This window comes from Nostoc sp. JL33 (assembly GCF_017114985.1).
Lineage (GTDB): Bacteria > Cyanobacteriota > Cyanobacteriia > Cyanobacteriales > Nostocaceae > Nostoc.
In genome coordinates this window covers 31,384-51,645 of record NZ_JABXKP010000065.1, presented here as the reverse complement: position 1 = coordinate 51,645, position 20,262 = coordinate 31,384, and the positions used below count along the sequence as shown (strand labels likewise).

The 20,262-nt window shown below is 42.6% G+C and carries 17 protein-coding genes and 1 pseudogene; 11 read left to right on the top strand and 7 right to left on the bottom strand.

Translation table 11 applies throughout. The features are described from left to right. Positions 1-225: 225 nt before the first annotated feature. Together HWQ23_RS18705 and HWQ23_RS18700 are read left to right on the top strand one after the other, a co-directional pair. Positions 226-426 (top strand): annotated as a pseudogene (locus tag HWQ23_RS18705) (glycerophosphodiester phosphodiesterase); the annotation flags it as partial. Positions 427-503: 77 nt separating this feature from the next. After that, positions 504-1,637 (top strand): DUF3466 family protein, encoded by a 1,134-nt coding sequence (locus tag HWQ23_RS18700; protein ID WP_292830962.1) that lies wholly within the window; start codon positions 504-506, stop codon positions 1,635-1,637. A gap of 379 nt (positions 1,638-2,016) precedes the next feature. Here the strand turns inward: HWQ23_RS18700 and HWQ23_RS18695 are convergent, their stop codons facing one another. From HWQ23_RS18695 to HWQ23_RS18680, 4 genes are all read right to left on the bottom strand, one after another. After that, the gene (locus HWQ23_RS18695) at positions 2,017-2,712 is read right to left on the bottom strand and encodes a class I SAM-dependent methyltransferase (RefSeq protein ID WP_292830959.1); all 696 of its coding nucleotides are present in this window, start codon (positions 2,710-2,712) and stop codon (positions 2,017-2,019) included. Between the two features lie 212 nt (positions 2,713-2,924). Beyond that, positions 2,925-4,040 (bottom strand): iron-containing redox enzyme family protein, encoded by a 1,116-nt coding sequence (locus HWQ23_RS18690; RefSeq protein WP_292830956.1) that lies wholly within the window; start codon positions 4,038-4,040, stop codon positions 2,925-2,927. A gap of 651 nt (positions 4,041-4,691) precedes the next feature. Then, a complete protein-coding gene (locus tag HWQ23_RS18685; RefSeq protein ID WP_292830953.1) occupies positions 4,692-6,530 on the bottom strand; it encodes a peptidoglycan D,D-transpeptidase FtsI family protein in 1,839 nt (612 codons plus the stop codon). 161 nt (positions 6,531-6,691) lie between these two features. Beyond that, a complete protein-coding gene (locus HWQ23_RS18680) occupies positions 6,692-7,372 on the bottom strand; it encodes a hypothetical protein (RefSeq protein WP_292830950.1) in 681 nt (226 codons plus the stop codon). A gap of 506 nt (positions 7,373-7,878) precedes the next feature. On the opposite strand from HWQ23_RS18680, the gene HWQ23_RS18675 reads away from it, so the two are divergent. The 4 genes from HWQ23_RS18675 to HWQ23_RS18660 all read left to right on the top strand — a co-directional run bounded on the left by HWQ23_RS18675 (position 7,879) and on the right by HWQ23_RS18660 (position 14,373). Continuing rightward, entirely contained in the window at positions 7,879-8,106 is a 228-nt protein-coding gene (locus HWQ23_RS18675) for a hypothetical protein (RefSeq protein ID WP_292830947.1), read from the top strand. A 537-nt stretch (positions 8,107-8,643) separates the two neighbouring features. Continuing rightward, complete coding sequence (locus tag HWQ23_RS18670; RefSeq protein WP_292830974.1) at positions 8,644-8,976, top strand: hypothetical protein; 333 nt, start codon at positions 8,644-8,646, stop codon at positions 8,974-8,976. Between the two features lie 174 nt (positions 8,977-9,150). Then, positions 9,151-11,442 (top strand): 1,4-alpha-glucan branching enzyme, encoded by a 2,292-nt coding sequence (gene glgB, locus HWQ23_RS18665; RefSeq protein ID WP_292830944.1) that lies wholly within the window; start codon positions 9,151-9,153, stop codon positions 11,440-11,442. A 603-nt stretch (positions 11,443-12,045) separates the two neighbouring features. After that, positions 12,046-14,373 carry a serine/threonine-protein kinase gene (locus tag HWQ23_RS18660; RefSeq protein WP_292830941.1) on the top strand — a complete coding sequence of 776 codons (2,328 nt, stop codon included), beginning with the start codon at positions 12,046-12,048 and terminating at the stop codon, positions 14,371-14,373. 322 nt (positions 14,374-14,695) lie between these two features. On the opposite strand, the gene HWQ23_RS18655 is transcribed toward HWQ23_RS18660, so the two are convergent. Beyond that, a complete protein-coding gene (locus tag HWQ23_RS18655) occupies positions 14,696-15,172 on the bottom strand; it encodes a hypothetical protein (protein WP_292830971.1) in 477 nt (158 codons plus the stop codon). Between the two features lie 125 nt (positions 15,173-15,297). Between HWQ23_RS18655 and HWQ23_RS18650 the strand changes: the two genes are divergently transcribed. The 3 genes from HWQ23_RS18650 (at position 15,298) to HWQ23_RS18640 (ending at position 16,589) form a co-directional block, all read left to right on the top strand. Beyond that, complete coding sequence (locus tag HWQ23_RS18650) at positions 15,298-15,735, top strand: XisH family protein (protein WP_292830938.1); 438 nt, start codon at positions 15,298-15,300, stop codon at positions 15,733-15,735. Then, positions 15,723-16,058, top strand: coding sequence for a XisI protein (locus HWQ23_RS18645; protein WP_292830935.1), 336 nt, complete (start codon positions 15,723-15,725; stop codon positions 16,056-16,058). The genes HWQ23_RS18650 and HWQ23_RS18645 overlap by 13 nt, the downstream gene beginning before the upstream one ends. A gap of 222 nt (positions 16,059-16,280) precedes the next feature. Beyond that, on the top strand, positions 16,281-16,589 hold the full coding sequence (locus tag HWQ23_RS18640; RefSeq protein WP_114085304.1) for a HigA family addiction module antitoxin: 309 nt from the start codon (positions 16,281-16,283) through the stop codon (positions 16,587-16,589). A gap of 10 nt (positions 16,590-16,599) precedes the next feature. Here HWQ23_RS18640 and HWQ23_RS18635 read toward each other — a convergent pair whose 3' ends face one another. Continuing rightward, complete coding sequence (locus HWQ23_RS18635) at positions 16,600-17,181, bottom strand: HEAT repeat domain-containing protein (protein ID WP_292830931.1); 582 nt, start codon at positions 17,179-17,181, stop codon at positions 16,600-16,602. 66 nt (positions 17,182-17,247) lie between these two features. Here HWQ23_RS18635 and HWQ23_RS18630 point away from each other — a divergent pair, with 66 nt between their 5' ends. Then, positions 17,248-18,084, top strand: coding sequence for a Uma2 family endonuclease (locus HWQ23_RS18630; protein WP_292830928.1), 837 nt, complete (start codon positions 17,248-17,250; stop codon positions 18,082-18,084). Positions 18,085-18,224: 140 nt separating this feature from the next. Then, a complete protein-coding gene (locus tag HWQ23_RS18625; RefSeq protein WP_292830925.1) occupies positions 18,225-19,079 on the top strand; it encodes an HIT family protein in 855 nt (284 codons plus the stop codon). A gap of 117 nt (positions 19,080-19,196) precedes the next feature. Here the strand turns inward: HWQ23_RS18625 and HWQ23_RS18620 are convergent, their stop codons facing one another. After that, positions 19,197-20,000: a Uma2 family endonuclease gene (locus HWQ23_RS18620; RefSeq protein WP_292830922.1), complete on the bottom strand. Its 804-nt coding sequence runs from the start codon at positions 19,998-20,000 to the stop codon at positions 19,197-19,199. Positions 20,001-20,262: the final 262 nt, after the last annotated feature.

The window sequence follows — 20,262 nt, the reverse complement described above, 5'->3', positions numbered from 1 at the left end:
TAGCTCGTAATCATAGTAGCTCACCTGCTTAAGAATTATTTTATAAACACCCTCTTAGAGATTCATTTGGGCTTTGATGCTTGATAGGCGAGTAATACAAAGCGTAGAAAACATACCAACTAATTTGTTTCTTTCAACCCATCCCAGCTTGAAGGGATTTTGAAAGCACCCACAGACGCGCTCAAATTTTTGTTAATCTGCCATTTGGCGTGATTTATAAGCGGCCCCATATCTTTAACCATAGATGGTCACACGCCTGGTTTGCTGGTTCATGTCTGGACTTTCCACAATCAAGACTGCTTTTTGCCACTAGACTTTCAAGGAAATCCCCAAGGGGAATATAAACTATTTTTCAGCTTAGGTGTTGATGGCGTATTTAATGGCTACCCAGATACGGCAGGTTACTACTCTACTTTTCAGTGGTAATTTGGTAGGGTGATAGAAAATTACGGAAAAGTAACATGGTTTTACTTAAGTGGAAATCCTGTATAACAGCAATAACCTTGACTGCAATCAGTCTTACTGCATCCAAGTCGGCATTGGCGGCATCTCTATACTCAGTTACTGATTTAGGCAATCTTACGGGAGAAGCCTACAGTTATGCTTCAGACATTAATGACTCAGGTGAGGTAGCCATTAATACTTTGAAGGGTTCTTTTTTTTACAGCAATGGTTCGCTCCAAAAAATTAGTCCGTTACCTGGCGATAATCAACTTGGAGTGACTGGTATCAACAACTTGGGGCAAGTAGTTGGTAATTCGGTCGGTAACATCGGCAGTGATAATCACGCCTTTATTTACAGTGGTGGAACAACGCAAAGTCTCGGTATTAATGGCATTCCATATGCTATCAATGACTCAGGTGAGGTGGTTGGCGGTACGAGTGGTGGCGGTATATTCCCAAAACTTGCTTTTCCCTACGGGGCCGCTTTCCTATACAGCAATGGTACGACAACTATCATTAACAAGAATTTACAAGAAAATTATGTTGCCTATGGCATAAATAATCTAAGTCAGGTAGTCGGCATTTTCGGTTCTTCCAGCCGAGCTTTTTTATCCGACAACGGTATAATAACTAATCTCGGCATCCTCCCTGGTGACAACTACAGTTCAGCACAAGATATTAATGACTCAGGACAAGTAGTTGGTAGTTCGGGACTCACTGGAGTAGATGATAGTCGTGCTTTTCTGTACAACTCCAGCACGGGACTCAAAAACCTCGGTAGGTTACGTCCTACAGATTTGTTCAGTGCTGGTTTGGGGATCAATAATTTGGGTCAAGTAGTCGGGTATTCTGGCACTAACAATAACTCTTTTGCAAGAAATGACAATGGTTTGCGGGCTTTTCTTTATAGTGATAACACTCTGTACGACCTAAATAACCTGATTGCTCCTGGTTCAGATGCTGGCTTTACCTTGACGGCAGCATCTGCGATTAATAATAATGGACAAATAGTAGGCCGTGGTGCAGTTAATGGTGAATTACACGCCTTCCTGTTGACGCCAATCTCATCTGCCTCTGTACCTGAACCAACTTCAGGCTTTCCTATTTTGTCATTTGGTGCTGTTGTAATTTTATTTGCAGCGTTCAAGCGCAAACCTGACTCTAGCAGTGCAGCCATACAACAAAGAAGTTAATGCAACAACTTCAGGTAAACAAAGTAATTACTTGAGAATCTGCATTTATAGAAGCACACGGTAAGCGTAAAACTCAGTCAATTTAGGGCTGAGAGTGTCAATTAATCTGTATTTACTAATGTAGGGTACATTATGCGATCGCTAATGTACCCTACGAGATTAAAGTTCCATTCCTTAGCGTTTTATCAAATGTGAAAAGCGATGTCTACGACGGGCTGTGACGCTCCTGCGTAGTGTTAGCGACGCTATCAATGACGCACCTATGTAGGTTTAGTAACGGCATCATCTTTAAGGGATATTGCTAAATATACATAGGCGGTTCGCATTCATAAAAATTTGCTGGTTCCTAAAGACAGCACTGCTAAGTTGTTTTCGATTTTCACAAACTAGTCATCGCCTGAGCTAATTGATTAGATAAATCAATTACAGACTCCTGGGATTTTTTAAATAAAACACCAGCTAAAAAATAATAATCGCCAGAATAAAATGCCATCTTATTTTTTCGGAGTTCTTCTATGTGTTTCTTTACCTTGGGGTCAGAGCTATAATAGCCGAACTGCAAAGGTAACACCATGAAATTTTGAACACAATATCCATTTTCTTTTGCTAGGTTCAGCGTACTTGTTGGATTAGAAAAACTAGAGATTAAAACCAACACGTTTTCATAATCTAAGGACAAAAGCTCGTTGGTAACTGTGGCTCCATCTACACCTCCAAATAAGAGTGGCATATAAATATCATTATCTGGTGCGGGGAGATACGGTGGATTAGCTACAAGATACTCTGCATCGGGTTGAGAAGAATTAAACAAACATGAATTATGGATTATGTATTTATTCGTGAGATTATATTCATCGATGGTTGAATTTGCTACTTTCCATGCAGAAGTATTTAATTCAAATCCATGTATCACCCCATCAAACTTGTTTTTCAATAAAGAATTAATTACAGGGGTACCATCTCCTGAGCCAAACTCCACAATAGATTCGGAGTTTTTGCAATTTCTGAGTACAAAAGTTTCTAAACAATTTGAGTAGAAATTAGATTCTTCAGGGCAAAAAAAGATGTCTTTCATTTGACTGCACTTCAACGTGTAAGGTATAATCAATGTGATAAGAGGCTATTTATTACCTTGTATTAAGGCAATAAATAACCGTTCCTTTAGTAAAGAAGTTTTTACTAAAGAAATTAGGTTGTAGGTGGATTAGCAATAAGATCATTTAGAGATGTGGAATTAAAAACGCTAGAAAGAATCTGCCATTTTTAATTTCTAATTTTTTAGATTTCTTAGATGAGTAAGGCGGCTTGTTCTGCTTGGCGTATTGATCGCACAACAGCACCACCGGCGCGATCGCCCATTAGTTTCTCCTGCTCATACCCAAGCAGCAGTTCCCACGCATTATTGGGATATCGTTCTGCCAAAGGCAAGGCTACATCATCCAACATCCAACGACCGTGGCGTTCATCTTCCCTGATGTGCAGTTCCCAATAAGCCATCGCCGCCTCTGATAGTCCGAGTCGTTGCGCCGCCGTCAGATAGTTTCTGTAAGCCGCAGGCCCAGCCACCTCAAAATATGTCAACGCGCCACTGTAACGTAGGAAATAGCGTTTGCGATCGGTGGTCAGAAAGTTATGATTATCGCAAGCTAGGACTTCCCAAGGTACTAAATCGAAGTATCCTTCTGGTTGAGTGTTCATCCCAAATTCAGCCAGCATTTGAGCAAAAAATGTCGAGTGCTTGCGGGATAAACGACCATTGCCGTATTCTTCTAGTAGTACTCGCACCAGCGTACACTGCACTTCATTAGCAGCACCACCTAATACGTAGCAAAGACGACTACCTTCAACCAAGCCATCAAAGGAGCCGATCGCTAGCAAATGACGATAGCCAACCTCCGTCATTTCCTCACGCATGTAGCGACTACCCTCCGATAAAGGCGGATTTAAATCGGCAGATGCACGCTCAATTAAAGCTTGTTTTACATCTAATTTTTGCAGTGCAGCCACATCTATTTGTGCCAGTTCCCACTTTTGCCAAGCAGCTTCAATTTGGTCACGACATGAGTAGAGGTAAGGCGATCGCTCATTGTTATAGTGCCGCAAATCGTCGTACCAAAACAGCTTTAGCCGATTAATCCGATAAAGTATCCGTTGGAGAAAACGGTGAGCCTGTTCATCAGAGCGATCGTTTTCATAAGCGGCGCGAATTGCCATAGAAAGCGCCTGTTCAAACTCACTGGCTCTTGCAGGTTCTACATCCAGTTTAGTGTCCAAATCCTCCATTGCTAGCAGTTCTATAAATTGCTCCTCAGCACGGTCGTACTTGGTAATTGTTCTTTCTTCTGTTTGCGTGCTATTTTTCGCAGCCCCAGCGTTAGGAAGTATAACTAAATTGCTTTGCATGGAATCTTCGGTAGCTTTGAAAAAGTAAGAAATTATCAGCTCTAATATTTAGCTTTCCACACGAGTGGCTTTCTGTAACTCTTTCCCTGGTTATAAAGAAAGATGAAGTCTAGTAGAGGAACGCAAGAAAAGGGGCAGGGGGGGCAGGGGAAGTAGAGAAGAATGATTTAATGATTTTTAATCGGACTTACGCTTGACAATAAATACCAAATATGAATCAAGGTTAAAAACCATATCTTTCGTAAGAGGATGTTTTAAAAGTCTTCTGAACGGTATAAAAAGGTTTTAGATCCCCCTAAATCCACGCCAGTTGCTCATGGGGGAAACCCCCTGTTCCCGCACTGGCTCCCCGATAAATTGGGGGACTTTGATTCTGGTTCCCCCCTTTTTAAGGGGGGTTAGGGACTTCCAAATAAAAAAATACTCAACTAATTCTTGTGGGGTAGGCCAAAAAGCCCGCACGTAGCCAAAGGTGGGCGGCTTCGCCCACCCCACAAGATGGATAATTTATTTCTTGGAAATCCCTAATAGACATATCCGCGAATTAACCTCAAAGGTTTATAAATCAGGGGCTAAAACCTAATTTACGGATAAGTTTAATGAGTCTTTGAACTCCACTATTGTGCTCCTCTGCCCTTTATCCCCTTGTCCCTACGGCGCTTTTGTGTGTTGCTCGATCGCAGAACTTGGTGGAATCTCCTCAAGAGGAATCAGGGCTTCGATTACCGATTTCACAATTGGCGCGGCGACAGTAGAACCATAGGCACTTTCTCCTTTTGGCTCATCCACCAGTGCGAACACTACATAGCGAGGAGATTCCACGGGCAAAATAGCCACGAAGCTGGTCATTCTAGCGCCCTTGATGTAGCCGCCATTCGGACTAGCTTTTTGGGCTGTACCAGTTTTGCCAGCAATGCGATATCCCGGAATTTGTGCTGCCTTCCCACTGCCTTCAGAAACAACAGTTTCCATCATTTCTACAACCTTTTGGGCTGTTGCGGCTGAGAAAATTTGGCGGGGGATGGTGCGAGTGGGTGAATCATGCATCTGCCCTTTGCTATCAATCAGCCCTCGAACTACATGGGGTGTAACCAACTTACCGCCATTAGCTAAAGCACCGTGCATTTGCACTAGCTGTAACGGTGTCATGGAAAAGCCTTGCCCGAAGGAAGTAGTAGCTGGCTCAATTGGCGAAGCGATAAATTCTTCTTGACTTTTGAGCCGTCCGCCAACTTCAAAAGGTAAATCTGTATCAACTTTTTGTCCTAACCCCAAGCGTTCCAACCAGTTGTAATAGATTGAAGGTTTTAAGCGTTGGATAATTTGCACCATGCCAATGTTGCTGGAATATTGCAAAATCTGAGCGATGCTGATTCGCCCATTACCATTATTCATCGCATTTTTGATGGTGTAATTAGCTACTTTAATAGAACCGGAGTCATTAAATACATCATCTGGTTTGATGACGCCATTTTCCAGAGCGATCGCCACATTCAAAGGTTTAAAAGTCGATCCCGGTTCATAAAGATCCGCCACCGTCCAGTTTTTAAATAGCGAAATATTAGCTTTAGCGTATTCATTAGGGTTATAAGTAGGTTCAGAAACGAGGGCGAGTAAGGAACCATCAAACGCATCCATCACAATTACCGCTCCACGTTTAGCATCAAACTTCTGCATCTGTTGTTTGAGCGCAGTCCGAGCAATTCGTTGCAGACGGCTATCGATAGTGAGTTGTAGTTGCAAATCATCAATATGCAAAAAACCTTCAGGGGCATGATCCGGCATCAGAGAGCCATTACCCGACCGACTGAGCCGCAGCGTTTGCACAGGACGTTCTAGCAACTTTTCTTGAGAGTATTCCACACCTGCTTGACCACGGCGGTCAACATTCACATAGCCAACCACATCAGAAATCAAATCATCTGACGGGTAATATCGGGAGTATTTTTGCACCCACTCCAAGCCATTTAAGCGCAAAGAAATGATGCGATCAATAATTTCTTGCGGTAGGGCAGGGGCAAGTATAATTCCGCTTCTTTTGCTTTGAAAAGTTTTCACCAATTCAGGAGCATCTTTTGCCAAAATTGGGGCAAGTCGCCCAGCCATATCTTCATTAGACTTATCAAACAGCTTGGGATGAGCGTACAAAGTGTATACAGGACGGTCAATGGCCAACAGATTACTATTGCTATCTACCACCGGGCGACGAGGCATAAAAGGTCGCAGATTCACCATTTGCTGGTTTCGCGCCTGCTCTGTTAACTTTGGCCCCTTGACAATTTGTAGGTTATATAATTTGATACCCAAACCCAACCCTGATGCCATTAATACGCCCCATACTATCAATAGTCGAGACTTGGTGTTGAATGTTTTGTCTTGGATATTAGAGGCTAATTTTCCCAAAATCCCTCGTTTATAACCCTTTTGTCGCCTTGTGAGTGCTGGATTCCGAAACTTTGTGAATTTTGTTCTGCTTGGTGACTTCTGCATTGGGTTAGTCCTTTGTCATTTGTCATTTGTCATTTGCCACAAGTCTGAGTGAGTCCTAATGACTAATGACTAATGACTCTACCAGACGCTGCGTTCGCGCCGCCAAGCGCGAGTATTCGTAGAGAAACGCGTCTGGTAGAGAGCGTCATTAAAAATTACGATTAGTATCCCAGTGGCCAACGTGTTTGCTGTTGCGTTTGGGGATTTGGCGTGATCTTAGACGATGCTGGCTTAGGGCTATGAGATGCTGGAGCCAAGAAAATCATCCCTTGAACAGTCGGCGATACCAGTCCTGCTGTTGGTTGTTCTGCTTCCTGAGCCATTTTATTTGTCAGCGTCGCGTTGGTTGTCATTAACAACTGCTCATGACGTTGGAGGCTTTGCAGTCTGCGATATGACTGACTCCAAAGCTCTTGGGAATATACCGTCCAGCCATAAACAGCAAGTGTCGATGCTACTAACAAGAACACCAAAACTGTCGAATAACGATGAAAGGTGTACAAGCGCAGCAACCAAAAAGGTGCCGTTCCCGAATTAGGCATTGTGGGAAGGGGAAGAAAACCTACCCCCGGAATCTTCTCCTTCCCACTCGACTGCTCATTGAGATTTGGCAGTTGTCGTCTACCCAACTCTTTCACCGATTTGGGTATAACTGCCTCATTTGTGGGAGAAAGCGCGAGCTTTTTGGAGGAACGCTGTTGTCTTTGAGAGGATACTGGTGTAGAAGCGTTCCGTGCTGCTGACTTTATACGCGCAGAGCGTCGCCTCCCTAAAGAAAGGATAGAATCTCGCCGGAACCAATTACCGCTTGTAGAAACAGCAGATTTACGAGCAACTACCATAATTTTTTTTTAGATGGGAAATACTGTACTTTAGATTGATTGTCTTTATTGTCTGTTTTTGCATAGGTTAAAATCACCTTCTGTGCAACAAGCACACATAACAGACTACACCCTTTTAACTGTTCTGATAGGTAGCTGTACCAATGTTTTCATCCTCTAGATATTGCAATGTTTACAATCAGCGATTAGCAACTGGACAGCTTGCCCTTTAGGTATCGCACCTAAAGTATGGCAACGCGGGGCACCAAGATGCAATACTCCGTGAAAAAAATAAAATTTTTTGCTATGATAACTCCGTTTGCTAGTAAACGTGGTTATTTGGGTTTTACTCCTGAGTTAAGAGAACCATTACAGATGGCTGTATAATATGTAATTCCTAAAAAGAATACGCCAAAGGATTGTTTTTTTAAGTATGTAATCTCGCAGGATTAAAAAAAAGCAATAAATACGGTATCGTATTCAACAGGCGAAAAATTGTTCTAGCCACAATTGGTGAAAGAGGAGTTATGAAAACAAAAATCTTTGGTTTGGCTTTAATGTTAAGTCTGGCTGCAATTCTGGGAGCCTGTGAAGGTGGTGGTGGTGAAGGTGGTGCTGGTGGTGGTGCCACTACTGCTCCTGCTGCTACAGGTGAACCAACTGATGCACCTCCTGCGGGGTCTAGCCCTGCCGCTACTACAGCACCTACTCCCGCAGCTACTACAGCACCTACTCCCGCAGCTACTCCTAAATAAGGCAACAGTAAGCTTTAGTTTAAATCATGCCGAAAACAGCTTAGTAACAACGGTTGTCACTACATAGCTTGAATTAATTAGGTTAACGTAAAAACCTGCACGCTTTACTATTGGTGTATCAGAGCCTAGAGTTTGCTCATATATCAGCTAAGTAGGACAGCAACTAGAGGACACTGGTGATGAGGGTTACGTCCTCAACCAAGTGTCCGCCTGAAATTCTCGGCTGACCGAACCTTGTTCCAAGTCCAAGGGAGTTGAGTTATGTGAATCTAAGCCATTTTGTGGCAAGGTACTTCCCTGGTTTGGTATTTGCAATGGCTGAGACTCCTAAGTTTTGAGAAAGTAAAACAATTCATCGCGATCGCTCACTGGCAATTGCTCTTGAGCATTCCCTGTAGTCTATTCCGGATCAGGAGAGACCTGGTAATGTCCCTTGATATTGCCAGATTTTTATTGGGAAAATCTGTAATGGACATAGGGAATGTGGAGAATAGGAAAAACAGATTTTCATCCTGCGTTGTGAACGCACTTCAGGAGATGAGGAAAGTTAAAGCGAGAAAGGCTATACAATTACTGTGCTTAATTGTGATTACTGCTACGTTAGTTGTCTTAAGTAGCTATTGGGGAGCAGCAGTAGTAGCCTTACCGCCAGCAGAGGATATACCAGAAGAAATATTACGCACTAAGATTATCATAGAAGCGCGATCGCCTATTGATGGAAGATTTCTCACAGCTGCCGAATACATTCAATTGCAAGCGCAGCTGCAAGAAGCCCCGCCACCAAAACTAGACCCCAAAATTCGGGAACAGGTTTTCTTGCTTCGCATACGTAAAACGTTACTTCAGTTTTTCCCATTTTTAAATTTTTGATACATTCCTCATTAGTCATTACTCATTCATCCTCTGTGCAATGCGCCATCCCCTGTTTGCCCCATTCTGATGTAGGATAACGGTGACGACAAAATTGCAAATAAATGTAAAGAATATATATAGATATTAAAAAACTAGATTTAGTCAATCACGTTATTTCACTTAGGTAGCTTCATGTCCATGACCACGATCGCCCCTGAACAGGTTAACAGCATCGTTTGGAATCAGCATAACGATCCCTTTGAAATACTAGGTTCTCATCCCATAGAACAAGACGGCAAAACTGTCTGGGCTGTGCGAGCTTACTTACCAAATGCAAGTGCAGTATGGGTGGTTCTTCCTGAACAACGGAAGGAATACCCGATGCAAACAGTGCATCATCCCCACTTTTTTGAATGCACGATTGAAACCGCAGAACTGGCAAACTACCAGTTACGGATTAAAGAAGGGGAACATGAACGTGTCATCTATGACCCTTACGCTTTCCGTTCTCCCAACTTGACAGACTTTGACTTGCATTTGTTTAGTGAAGGCAACCATCACCGGATATACGAAAAACTAGGAGCGCACCCGGCGGTAATAGACGGCGTTAAAGGTGTTTATTTTGCTGTTTGGGCACCCAACGCTCGCAATGTTTCATTGCTGGGAGATTTCAATCTCTGGGATGGCCGTAAAAACCAGATGCGTAAAGGCCGCACCGGGGTTTGGGAATTATTTATTCCTGAAATCGGTGTGGGAGAGCATTACAAATATGAAATCAAAAATTTTGAAGGACACATTTACGAAAAATCTGATCCCTACGGTTTCCAGCAAGAACCCCGCCCGAAAACGGCTTCCATTGTCACTGATTTAAATGCTTACAGATGGACTGATGAAAATTGGATGGCAAAGCGGCGTCGCACTGACCCCTTGACTCAGCCCGTCTCAGTCTACGAAGTGCATTTAGGCTCTTGGTTACACGCTTCGAGTGCCCAACCAGCGAAACTCCCCAATGGTGAAACTGAACCGGTAGTTATCGTTTCCGAACTGAAGCCGGGCGCACGCTTCCTTACGTACCGGGAACTGGCAGAACGACTCATTCCCTATGTCAAAGAATTAGGATATACCCATCTAGAATTGCTGCCGATTGCGGAGCATCCCTTTGATGGTTCTTGGGGTTATCAAGTAACTGGGTACTATGCTCCCACCTCCCGTTTTGGCAGCCCCGAAGATTTCATGTATTTTGTTGACAAATGTCACGAAAATGATCTAGGGGTAATTGTAGATTGGGTTCCTGGTCACTTCCCCAAAGATGGACATGGTTTAGCTTTCTTTGATGGTAGCCACCTGTATGAACACGCTGACCCCCGCAAAGGCGAACACAAAGGATGGGGTACGTTGGTGTTCAACTACGGTCGCCGTGAAGTCAGTAATTTCTTAGCAGCAAATGCCCTCTTCTGGTTCGACAAGTACCACATTGACGGGATTCGTGTCGATGCTGTTGCCTCGATGCTCTACAATGATTATTGCCGCGAACCCGGAGAATGGCTGCCCAACCAGTACGGCGGTAGAGAAAACCTAGAAGCAGCAGATTTTCTGCGTCAGGTAAATCACATTATCTTTAGCTATTTCCCTGGCATTCTCTCAATTGCTGAAGAATCTACTTCCTGGCCAATGGTATCTTGGCCCACCTACACAGGCGGACTGGGCTTTAACTTGAAGTGGGATATGGGGTGGATGCACGATATGCTGGATTACTTCAGCATGGACCCTTGGTTCCGTCAGTTCCACCAAAACAATATCACTTTTAGTATGTGGTACAACCACAGCGAGAACTTCATGCTGGCTCTGTCCCACGATGAAGTGGTGCATGGCAAGAGCAATATCATCGGTAAAATGCCGGGGGATACATGGCAGAAGTTAGCTAATGTGCGTTGTTTATTTAGCTATATGTTTGCTCACCCAGGCAAGAAAACCATGTTTATGAGCATGGAGTTTGGGCAGTGGAGTGAGTGGAATGCTTGGGCAGATTTGCAGTGGCATTTATTGCAGCATGAAGCCCACCAACAGTTAAAAAAGTTTTTCCAGGATTTGAACCATCTCTACCGTTCAGAACCAGTTTTGTACACTCAGGATTTTGCCCAAGCTGGGTTTGAGTGGATTGACTGTAGCGATAATCGCCATAGTGTAGTTTCCTTCATCCGTCGCGACAAGGATTCTGATGATTTTGCGATCGTCGTTTGCAATTTTACACCACAACCCCATTCTCACTACCGCATCGGTGTACCGCAAAAGGGATTTTATACTGAGTTGTTCAATAGTGATGCGCGACCGTATGGCGGCAGTAATATGGGCAACTTAGGTGGTAAGTGGACGGATGATTGGTCTTTGCACAGTCATCCCTATTCCCTGGATTTGTGTTTGCCACCTTTGGGTGTGTTGATTCTCAAGTTGGATAAGAAGAAGACTGCTGAGGTAATTGGATAACAATTAAGGCTGGGCATCGCCCAGCCTTAATTCACCAGAAAGAATTATATTAGACCTCTTGCAAAAGCCCCCTAAGAGCCTGCCTACGCTGTACACAGAAGTCTGAAATAGGTGATTAACCAAGATTTTACCCCACCCTAACCCTCCCCGATATATTAGACCTATCCGGAAATGAGAACTTTATTTGCCTGAAACCTAGCCCTGGAGAGGGTTTTAGAGATTATTGTTTTATTTTAGCTAAAAAGCTTACTAGGTAAGGATTTCAGCTATTTTGAGCTTTATTTGTGGATAGGTCTATTGGGGAGGGAACTAGATTTATTGTTTCCCCCCAATATATCGGGGGAATTAAGGGGGGTAATTCGACCGACTTGTGTGTACACCGTAGCCCCGCCTGCTCTTAGGGGAGACTTTGACGTATGTCAAAGGCGGGGCGGGGTTCTTTTTTTTGATTTATGCAAAAAGTCTACTGATTTCTCAACTAGCGATCGCACTGCATTTACCCATGCAATTATACTTAGTACTCATGACAAGGGGACTACTGAAGGCTGACAGTAGCTGTTTACTAGGTAATAATGAATCCATCTGTAGGTAGATGCACGCTGTATGATATGTTGCCTCAACTCCTCATGCCACAATCCCCCCTGTTCTGATGAGACAAAGATTTGCTCCAACTGCGGAATTTCCCTGGTAATATTGCGACACTATCGCCCTATCCAAGTATTAGGTAGCGGGGGATTTGGTAAAACTTATTTGGCTGAAGACGTTGAAAAGTTCAATGAAATATGCGTCATCAAACAATTTGCACCGCAGGTACAAGGAACTGGCGCACTCCACAAGGCAACAGAATTATTTCAGCAAGAAGCAAGGCGACTACAACAGTTAGGAGAACATCTCCAAATTCCGACACTGTTTGCATATTTCGAGGAAGATAAGCGCCTGTATCTGGTGCAGCAGTATGTTGAAGGGCAGAATTTATTAGAAGAATTACAACACCAGGGAATCTTTAGTGAATTCAAGATTCGGGAATTATTGCTCGATTTATTAAACATCCTTAAATCTGTTCATCAACACAAAGTCATTCACCGCGATATCAAGCCACAGAATATCATTCGTCGCAAATTTCCCCAACCAACTAAAGGAGATTTAGTACTCATTGATTTTGGTGCATCTAAACAATTGAGTCAGACAGTGGTTGCTCAACAAGGAACAACTATTGGCTCCTTTGGCTATGCACCCTTAGAACAAATGCAGAGCGGTGAAGCATATCCAGCTAGTGATTTATATAGTTTAGGTGCAACTTGCTTTCATCTCCTCACCACTATTGCCCCTTGGGAATTGTGGAAGAAACAAGGATACGGCTGGATTGATGATTGGCGGCAACATTTGCGGCAACCATTGAGCGAAGAATTAGCAGCTATCTTAGATAAGTTGCTGAAAACAGATTACCAGGGGCGTTATCAATCGGCTGAGGCAGTTTTACAAGATTTAAATTGTCTGCCACCATTAGCTGATGTGCCTTCCACAGCAACATATTATCATCAAGCATCCCCGCCACTGCCAAATATCCCACCTACCGGAACATATCATTATCAACCATCACCGCCACAGCTAGAGATTCCAGCCACAGGAACATATTATGATCAATTACCTCTGCCGATACCAGATATTCCACCTACGGCAACATATTATGATCAATCATCCCCACTTCCGCTAGAGATTCCAGCCACAGGAACATATTATGATCAATTACCTCTGCCGATACCAGATATTCCACCTACGGCAACATATTATGATCAATCATCCCCACTTCCGCTAGAGATTCCAGCCACAGGAACATATTATGATCAATTACCTCTGCCGATACCAGAGATACTGCCCACAGCAATTGACAATAATCAACTATTATCACCTGTAGATTTACCCAAGCAAAAAGCTAAATCTAAAAAACCATTGCTAATAGCTGGTATTATTCTGTCTTTAGCTTTAGGCGGATATGGAATTTCGCAAATTACTAATCATCTTTGGGCCAAAACCGTCGCTTATGAGAAACTGGCGCTAGTTAACAGCCTGACTGGGCATACAGATTGGGTGAGTAGTCTTGCTATTAGCCAGGATGGAAAAACTCTAGTAAGTGGCAGTGGGGATAGAAGCATCAAAATTTGGAATCTGCAAACGGGTGGCTTGAAAACTACCCTTTCCTTACATACGGATGCGGTGAATTCTGTTGCTATTAGTCCAGATGGCAAGACTTTGGTAAGTGGAAGCAAAGATGGCACAATCAAGGTTTGGAATCTGGAAAATGGCAGCTTAAAAAATACTCTCACTGGACATAAAGATGCGGTTAATTCTGTTGCCATTAACTCCGATGGAGAGACTTTGGCGAGTGGGAGTGCCGACAAGACTATCAAAATTTGGAATTTGCAAACAGGTAAACTAAAAAATACTCTCACTGGGCATACTAAATCTGTTTGGCGAGTAGCTTTGAGTCCAGATGGCAAGACTTTAGTAAGTGGGAGTTACGATAATACAATCAAGATTTGGAATCTACAACCACCTTCTTTAAAAGCTACCCTGACTGGGCATACAGATTTAGTTTATTCTCTCGCTATTACCCCAGATGGACAAACTCTTGTGAGTGGGAGTGCTGACAAAACAATCAAGATTTGGAATCTACAAACGGGTGAGTTAAAAAATACGCTCGACTGGCATAAATATGGGGTGACTTCCGTCGCCATCAGCCCAGATGGACAGACGCTAGTGAGTGGAAGTTTTGATAACACAATTAAAATTTGGAATTTGCAAACGGGTGAGTTGAAAAATACCCTCGCCGGGCATACAGATTTAGTTTATGCCGTTGCTATTAGTCCAGATGGACAGACTCTAGTGAGTGGCAGTAAGGATAATACTATTAAAATGTGGCGTGTGCCATAGATTATAGCGGTTCTCGTTTGAGTAAGTACTGAACCCCACCCCCAACCCCCTAAGAGCAAGCGAGGAGGGGGCTAAGATGTACTTCATGTGATTAGGAAACGCTATAAAAGGTGGATGAATGGAGCTAAAAGACTCGTTCACGAGTATCAAAGGTGGATTAATGGAGCTAAAAGACTCATTAATGAGTATCAAAGGTGGATGAATGGAGCTAAAAGACTCGTTCACGAGTATCAAAGGTGGATGAATGGAGCTAAAAGACTCATTCACGAGTATCAAAGGTGGATGAATGGAGCTAAAAGACTCATTCACGAGTATTAATTTATCAAGAGGCGGAAGTTTTTGCAGCTCTGTTTTTACTAATAGCTTTAAAGCGATCGCTCAACAGTTCTGCTACAGTCTTTAAGCCTGGAGTCTTTTTCGCTGCTGTCTTGACGTAATTATAAACTGTCAAACTGCCGAGCATCGCTTCGCTACCGACAGCCAACAGGGTATCATCTACTTGTTCGGAGAGTTGCCGGATTGAGATTAAAAGTTCGCTGAGGGTGATGGCTAGTTGATAACCCCGGATAAATTCTTCAATGTCAAAGCTAGCTGGGAGAATCTCACGGTTAGACTGAGCAGCCTTGACGCTATTGGTAACAAAAGCTAGGCTTTTATCGCCCATTTTGAATAACTTGCGGCGTTCTTGTGCAGTTAAAGCAATGAGAAAGGGCATCTTTTGTTCAATTATTTGTAGCGCTGCTTTAATTTCTTGGATATCTTCTGGGGAAAGAGTGCCTGTGATATTGCGATCGTCCATCGTATAATTACCTGGGGATAGTAGAGAGTCAGTAGCAAGAGTTGCTAAGTATATGATTCCCAAAGTAAATGCGATGCTACATCTTTTTATTAGAATTTTTAGTATATTTATTATGATGTTGCATCATGCCAGCTAGAGATATCTTTCACAATGCAGTCAAGCGATGCCTACGGCGGGCTACGCCTACGCTAGAAAAAGAAGGGTGGAAAATTACTCACGATCCCTTACCCGTTAGTTTTGAGTTAGGGGATATGTACATAGATTTAGGTGCAGAAAAAATTCTTGCAGCAGAAAGAGAGGGAGAAAAAATTGCTGTTGAAGTTAAAAGCTTTTTTAAAACGTCTGTAATTTCAGAATTTCACACCGCTTTAGGACAGTTTATTAATTATCGGCTAGCATTATCTGAACAAGAACCAGACCGTATTCTTTATTTAGCAGTTCCCATCGATACATACACGTCTTTTTTCACCATTAGACTTGTACAAAGTATTATCAAAACATATCAACTTAAATTGATTACTTATCAGCCAGTGACAGAGGATCTTGTCGAATGGATAAACTAACGCAATATGAAAAAATAATTCAGCAACTTCTCGAAGAATATGCTGCAATTGCTAATCAAGACCCCGAAATTGAAACTCAATTAGTTTTTGACAGAGAACATCACCACTACCAACTTGTGAATGTCGGTTGGAAAAATCAGCGCCGTGTTTATGGTTGTTTTTTACATATAGATATTAAAGACGGTAAAGTTTGGCTGCAACATAACGGTACAGAAAATGAAGTAGGAGAAGACTTAGCGAATTTAGGTATCCCCAAGCAGGATATAGTCGTCGGCTTTCATTCACCGTTCAAACGACAATTTACAGATTATGCTGTTGGTTAAACCAACCAACTATAACTTAGGATTATTTGGGTAGATGTCAAAGGAGCGCTTTTTTGGAGTTTTGCTAGTTTTTACGATTGTTATAGTGTTTTCGGCTTGGGTAACAGTTCGCCGTGTGTATCTGCTCAGGATGATTCATTCAATATATCTAAAAGTTCTTGAGCAATTTTGAGAGTCTGCTGTCATTCCGGTTTTGACCAAGGCATTTGCCTAGAAATAATCATGAACAACAACCGTCTACCAAATATCTACCCTGGAGAAATCCTACAACTAGAATTTTTGGAGCCACTAAATATCACTCCTTATCGATTAAGCAAAGATATAGGTGTAGCTCAGACAAGAATTAGTGAAATTTTATCTGGAAAACGTACTATTACAGCAGATACAGCTTTGCGTTTATCTCGCTATTTTGGTAACAGCGCTCAGTTTTGGTTGAATTTACAAACGCAATACGATATACGTCAAGCTCTTGAAGAAAATGCAGAAGTTTATAATCAAATACCTACACTTTCGTTTAATGATGTAACCTGAGTTTGTCAAGCTACTTCTCTAATTCTGCCAACTTTTTTTGAGCAAACTTCCGCACTTCCTCATGTGGGTCATTCTCTGCTTTGTCGCGCAACAGTGGTAAAGTCTGGGGATGTTGAGGAAATTGCTTAATAATTATCTCCAGTGCAACGCGCCGAGGGTTGGGATGAAATGGGGGATGATATCTACCCTCAAAGGAGTCATTCACGGCGCAGTTGTAGTAAATTTCAAACAACTCAGGCTGATTTCTGAAGTGTTTGGCTAATACTTGAATGGCTGCACATCGCACATACCCAGAATTATCAGCCGTGGCGCGGTCTTTGAGAATCGAGTGGGTGTCCGGGTCATCTTTGAAATTGCTAGCTAATGCTTGGATGGCTGCATATCGCACATCCTCATCATCATCAGCAGTGGCGCGGTCTTGGAGAATCGAGCGGGTGTCCGGGTCATCTGAGAAATTGTTGGCTAATGCTTCGATGGCTGCAACTCTCACATTCCATGCATCATCAGCAGTGATGCGGTCTTTAAGAAACGAGCGGGTGTCCGGGTCATCTTTGAAATTGCTGGCTAATGCTTTGATGGCTGCACGTCGCACAGATGTGCGCCCTGAAGATTTGTTAAAAATAACTATATACTGTGCATGGATATTAGGAATAATTTTATGGTTCTACAAGTTAACCCCATCCAAAAAGAACCAATTGTTACTTGGGAAGCACTTCCAGGCGACTTCATTTTACCTGACGATCCAGTGGAAAATATTCAACAACCCGCGATCGCTGCTGCGCTTACCGATGCTTTGGGAAGCAGAGGACGCATCCAACCCCAGATGCTGATTGGCTCTAATTTTGGACTTGTAGCCACAGTCAACAAAAAAATTGTCGTTAAAGCCCCTGATTGGTTTTATGTCCCTCAAGTGCAGTCTGTAGGAACAAATGTAGTTCGTCGCAGCTATACCCCGAATTTAGAAGGCGCTGCTGTGGCTGTGGTGATGGAATTTCTCTCAGACACAGAAGGTGGAGAACTATCAGTCCGCTCAACTCCACCCTACGGTAAACTCTATTATTACGAACGAATTCTCCAAGTTCCCACCTATGTAACCTACGACCCTTACGAACCAAGCATAGAACTACGATGCTTGCAAAATGGACAATATACTTTGCAGCAAGCAGATGCTAATGGACGTTACTGGATTCCTGAGTTAGAGTTATTTCTCGGAATTTGGCAAGGTGAAAGATTATGCCAAACTATGAATTGGCTGCGCTGGTGGGATACAGAAGGAAATTTGCTGTTGTGGAGCAGCGAACAAGCCCAACAAGAACGCCAACGCGCTGAACAAGAACGCCAACGCGCTGAACAAGAAAGCCAACGTGCCCAACAAGAAAGCCAACGTGCCCAACAAGAACGCCAACGTGCCCAACAAGAACGCCAACGTGCTGATATATTAGCAGCTAAGTTACGTGAGCTAGGTATTGATCCTGATGCAACGCCGATAGCGTAGCGGTAGCGAGTCCGCCTTCGCGCAGCGTCTGTCTGCGACACGCTGCGCGAACGTAGAGAGCGTCGTAGCCCGTCGTAGACATGGCATAACCTCAAGGGATGCTGGGAATAATAATTTTGGGACATCAGCACCAAAATTCTATGAAACAGCAAAAAAATCAGTTCAGCCATCTCACTGCGATCGAAAGAAGTTATCTGTCATTTCCTGCACAGTTTTTATTAAATCAAAACCTTCTACAAGGCAAAATACTAGACTTTGGTTGTGGCTTTGGTAATGATGTTAAAATATTGCGCCAAAAAGGTTGTGATATTACAGGATATGACCCTTATTATTTCCCAGAATATCCTGAGAATAAATTCGATACCATAATTTGCTTTTATGTTTTAAATGTTTTGTTTACTGAAGAACAAACTAATGTTCTTATGGAAGTATCACACTTATTAAAACCAGGAGGTAAAGCTTATTATGCTGTAAGAAGGGATCTCAAAAAAGAAGGGTTTCGAGAACATTATGTCCATAAAAAACCTACTTATCAGTGTATTGTCAAACTTCCCTTTCCTTCAGTTTGCTTAGATGAACATCGTGAATTATATGAGTATATTCACTATAATCATCAGCGAAATTCATCTAATTATTGTATATTCTGTAATCCTCATAAAACTCTCAAGCTATTAACTGAATCAGCAACTGCTTACGCAATTTTTGATGGCTATCCTATAAGTAAAGGTCATGTTTTGGTTATTCCCAAACGTCATGTTAGCAGTTATTTTGAACTACCATTGAAAGAGCAATCTGCTTGCTGGTATATGGTGAACAAAGTACAAGGAATTCTTAAAACTGAATTCGAACCTGATGGTTTTAATGTAGGAATGAATATCAACAGAGCCGCAGGTCAAAATATTATGCACGCCAGTATTCATATCATCCCTCGTTACAAAGGTGATACTGTCTCTGTTAAAAGTGGAATCAGGAACGTTATTCCTAAAAAGCAATAGTTTCTTTACTGACAGGTTCTAGTAGCAAACCCGGATTTATCGCAAATACATAAATCTGAAAAACCTGATTTTTCAGTTTTGTTGAGTTAAAAATATTGCATATTGCAAAATATTCAGTTAACCCAGATTATCTGGATCTATTCCCAGCGCTTTTAATTGTTCTGTCAATTGTTGCACCCGTTGTTCTGCAACTTCAGCGCGTTGTGTTTCTTGTTGAGCGCGTTGTGCTTCTTGTTGAGCGCGTTGTGTTTCTTGTTGAGCGCGTTGTGTTTCTTGTTGAGCACGTTGTGCTTCTTGTTGAGCGCGTTGTGCTTCTTGTTTTATTTGTTCTGCGGGCGTGAGATATCGTTGTCCTTGCTGATCATACCAATACATCCATTCCCGCGTTACACCGCTATAATTTCCCCTTTCGCAACCAATTCCTAAATCAATTTCTGGTAGCCAAACGGGGTTTCCCGCTTGCAATTCATACTTACCATTAACTAACTTATGTACTTCCAGATGCGGTTTGCGCCGGCGACGAGAGGAATAAATCACGTAATAAAGTACACCCAAAGCCGCATATTCATCCAATTTAGTAGTGTATTCCTTGCGATAATTTTGGGAAACTACTTCTAGCACGAAAATCGGTACAACATTTTCATCCCACAGCACATAACTGGGACGCAGCTCCTCATCATAAAACCGCTCTACCCCTAAGCTCAAAAACCCATCTGGCACAATGGCCGGTTTATCGGGGTGATAATAAATACCCATATCTATGGCAAAGAGCCAATCCATACGTTCTGACCACAGTATCAGCAGGATCGCCTTCAGCAAGCCTGGTATCAATTCTTGCAGTTCATTATCCACAGGGGTTTCATCAGAGTCTGGTAGTTCCTCGGCTGAGGGCAAGTACCTTGGCAAGTTGTACTCTAACATGGCTGGTTTCCCCAAAACTCAAAGGATATTTGGCTCTATTTAGCTCACCAGAATTATAGCGATTTCTGTGCAACTATATCAGTAGAGTACTAATAGACATAGGAGTGAAAAAGAATTGTTTTGACGTAGCACTGCTACGTCTCTACAAGGGTTCTGGGTAACGCATATTTAATTTCACTCCTATGTCTATTGTATATTAAGTACTTTACAGACACTAATTGGCAGCTTTTAACTACTAGACAATCTTAAATCTGCTGCAATC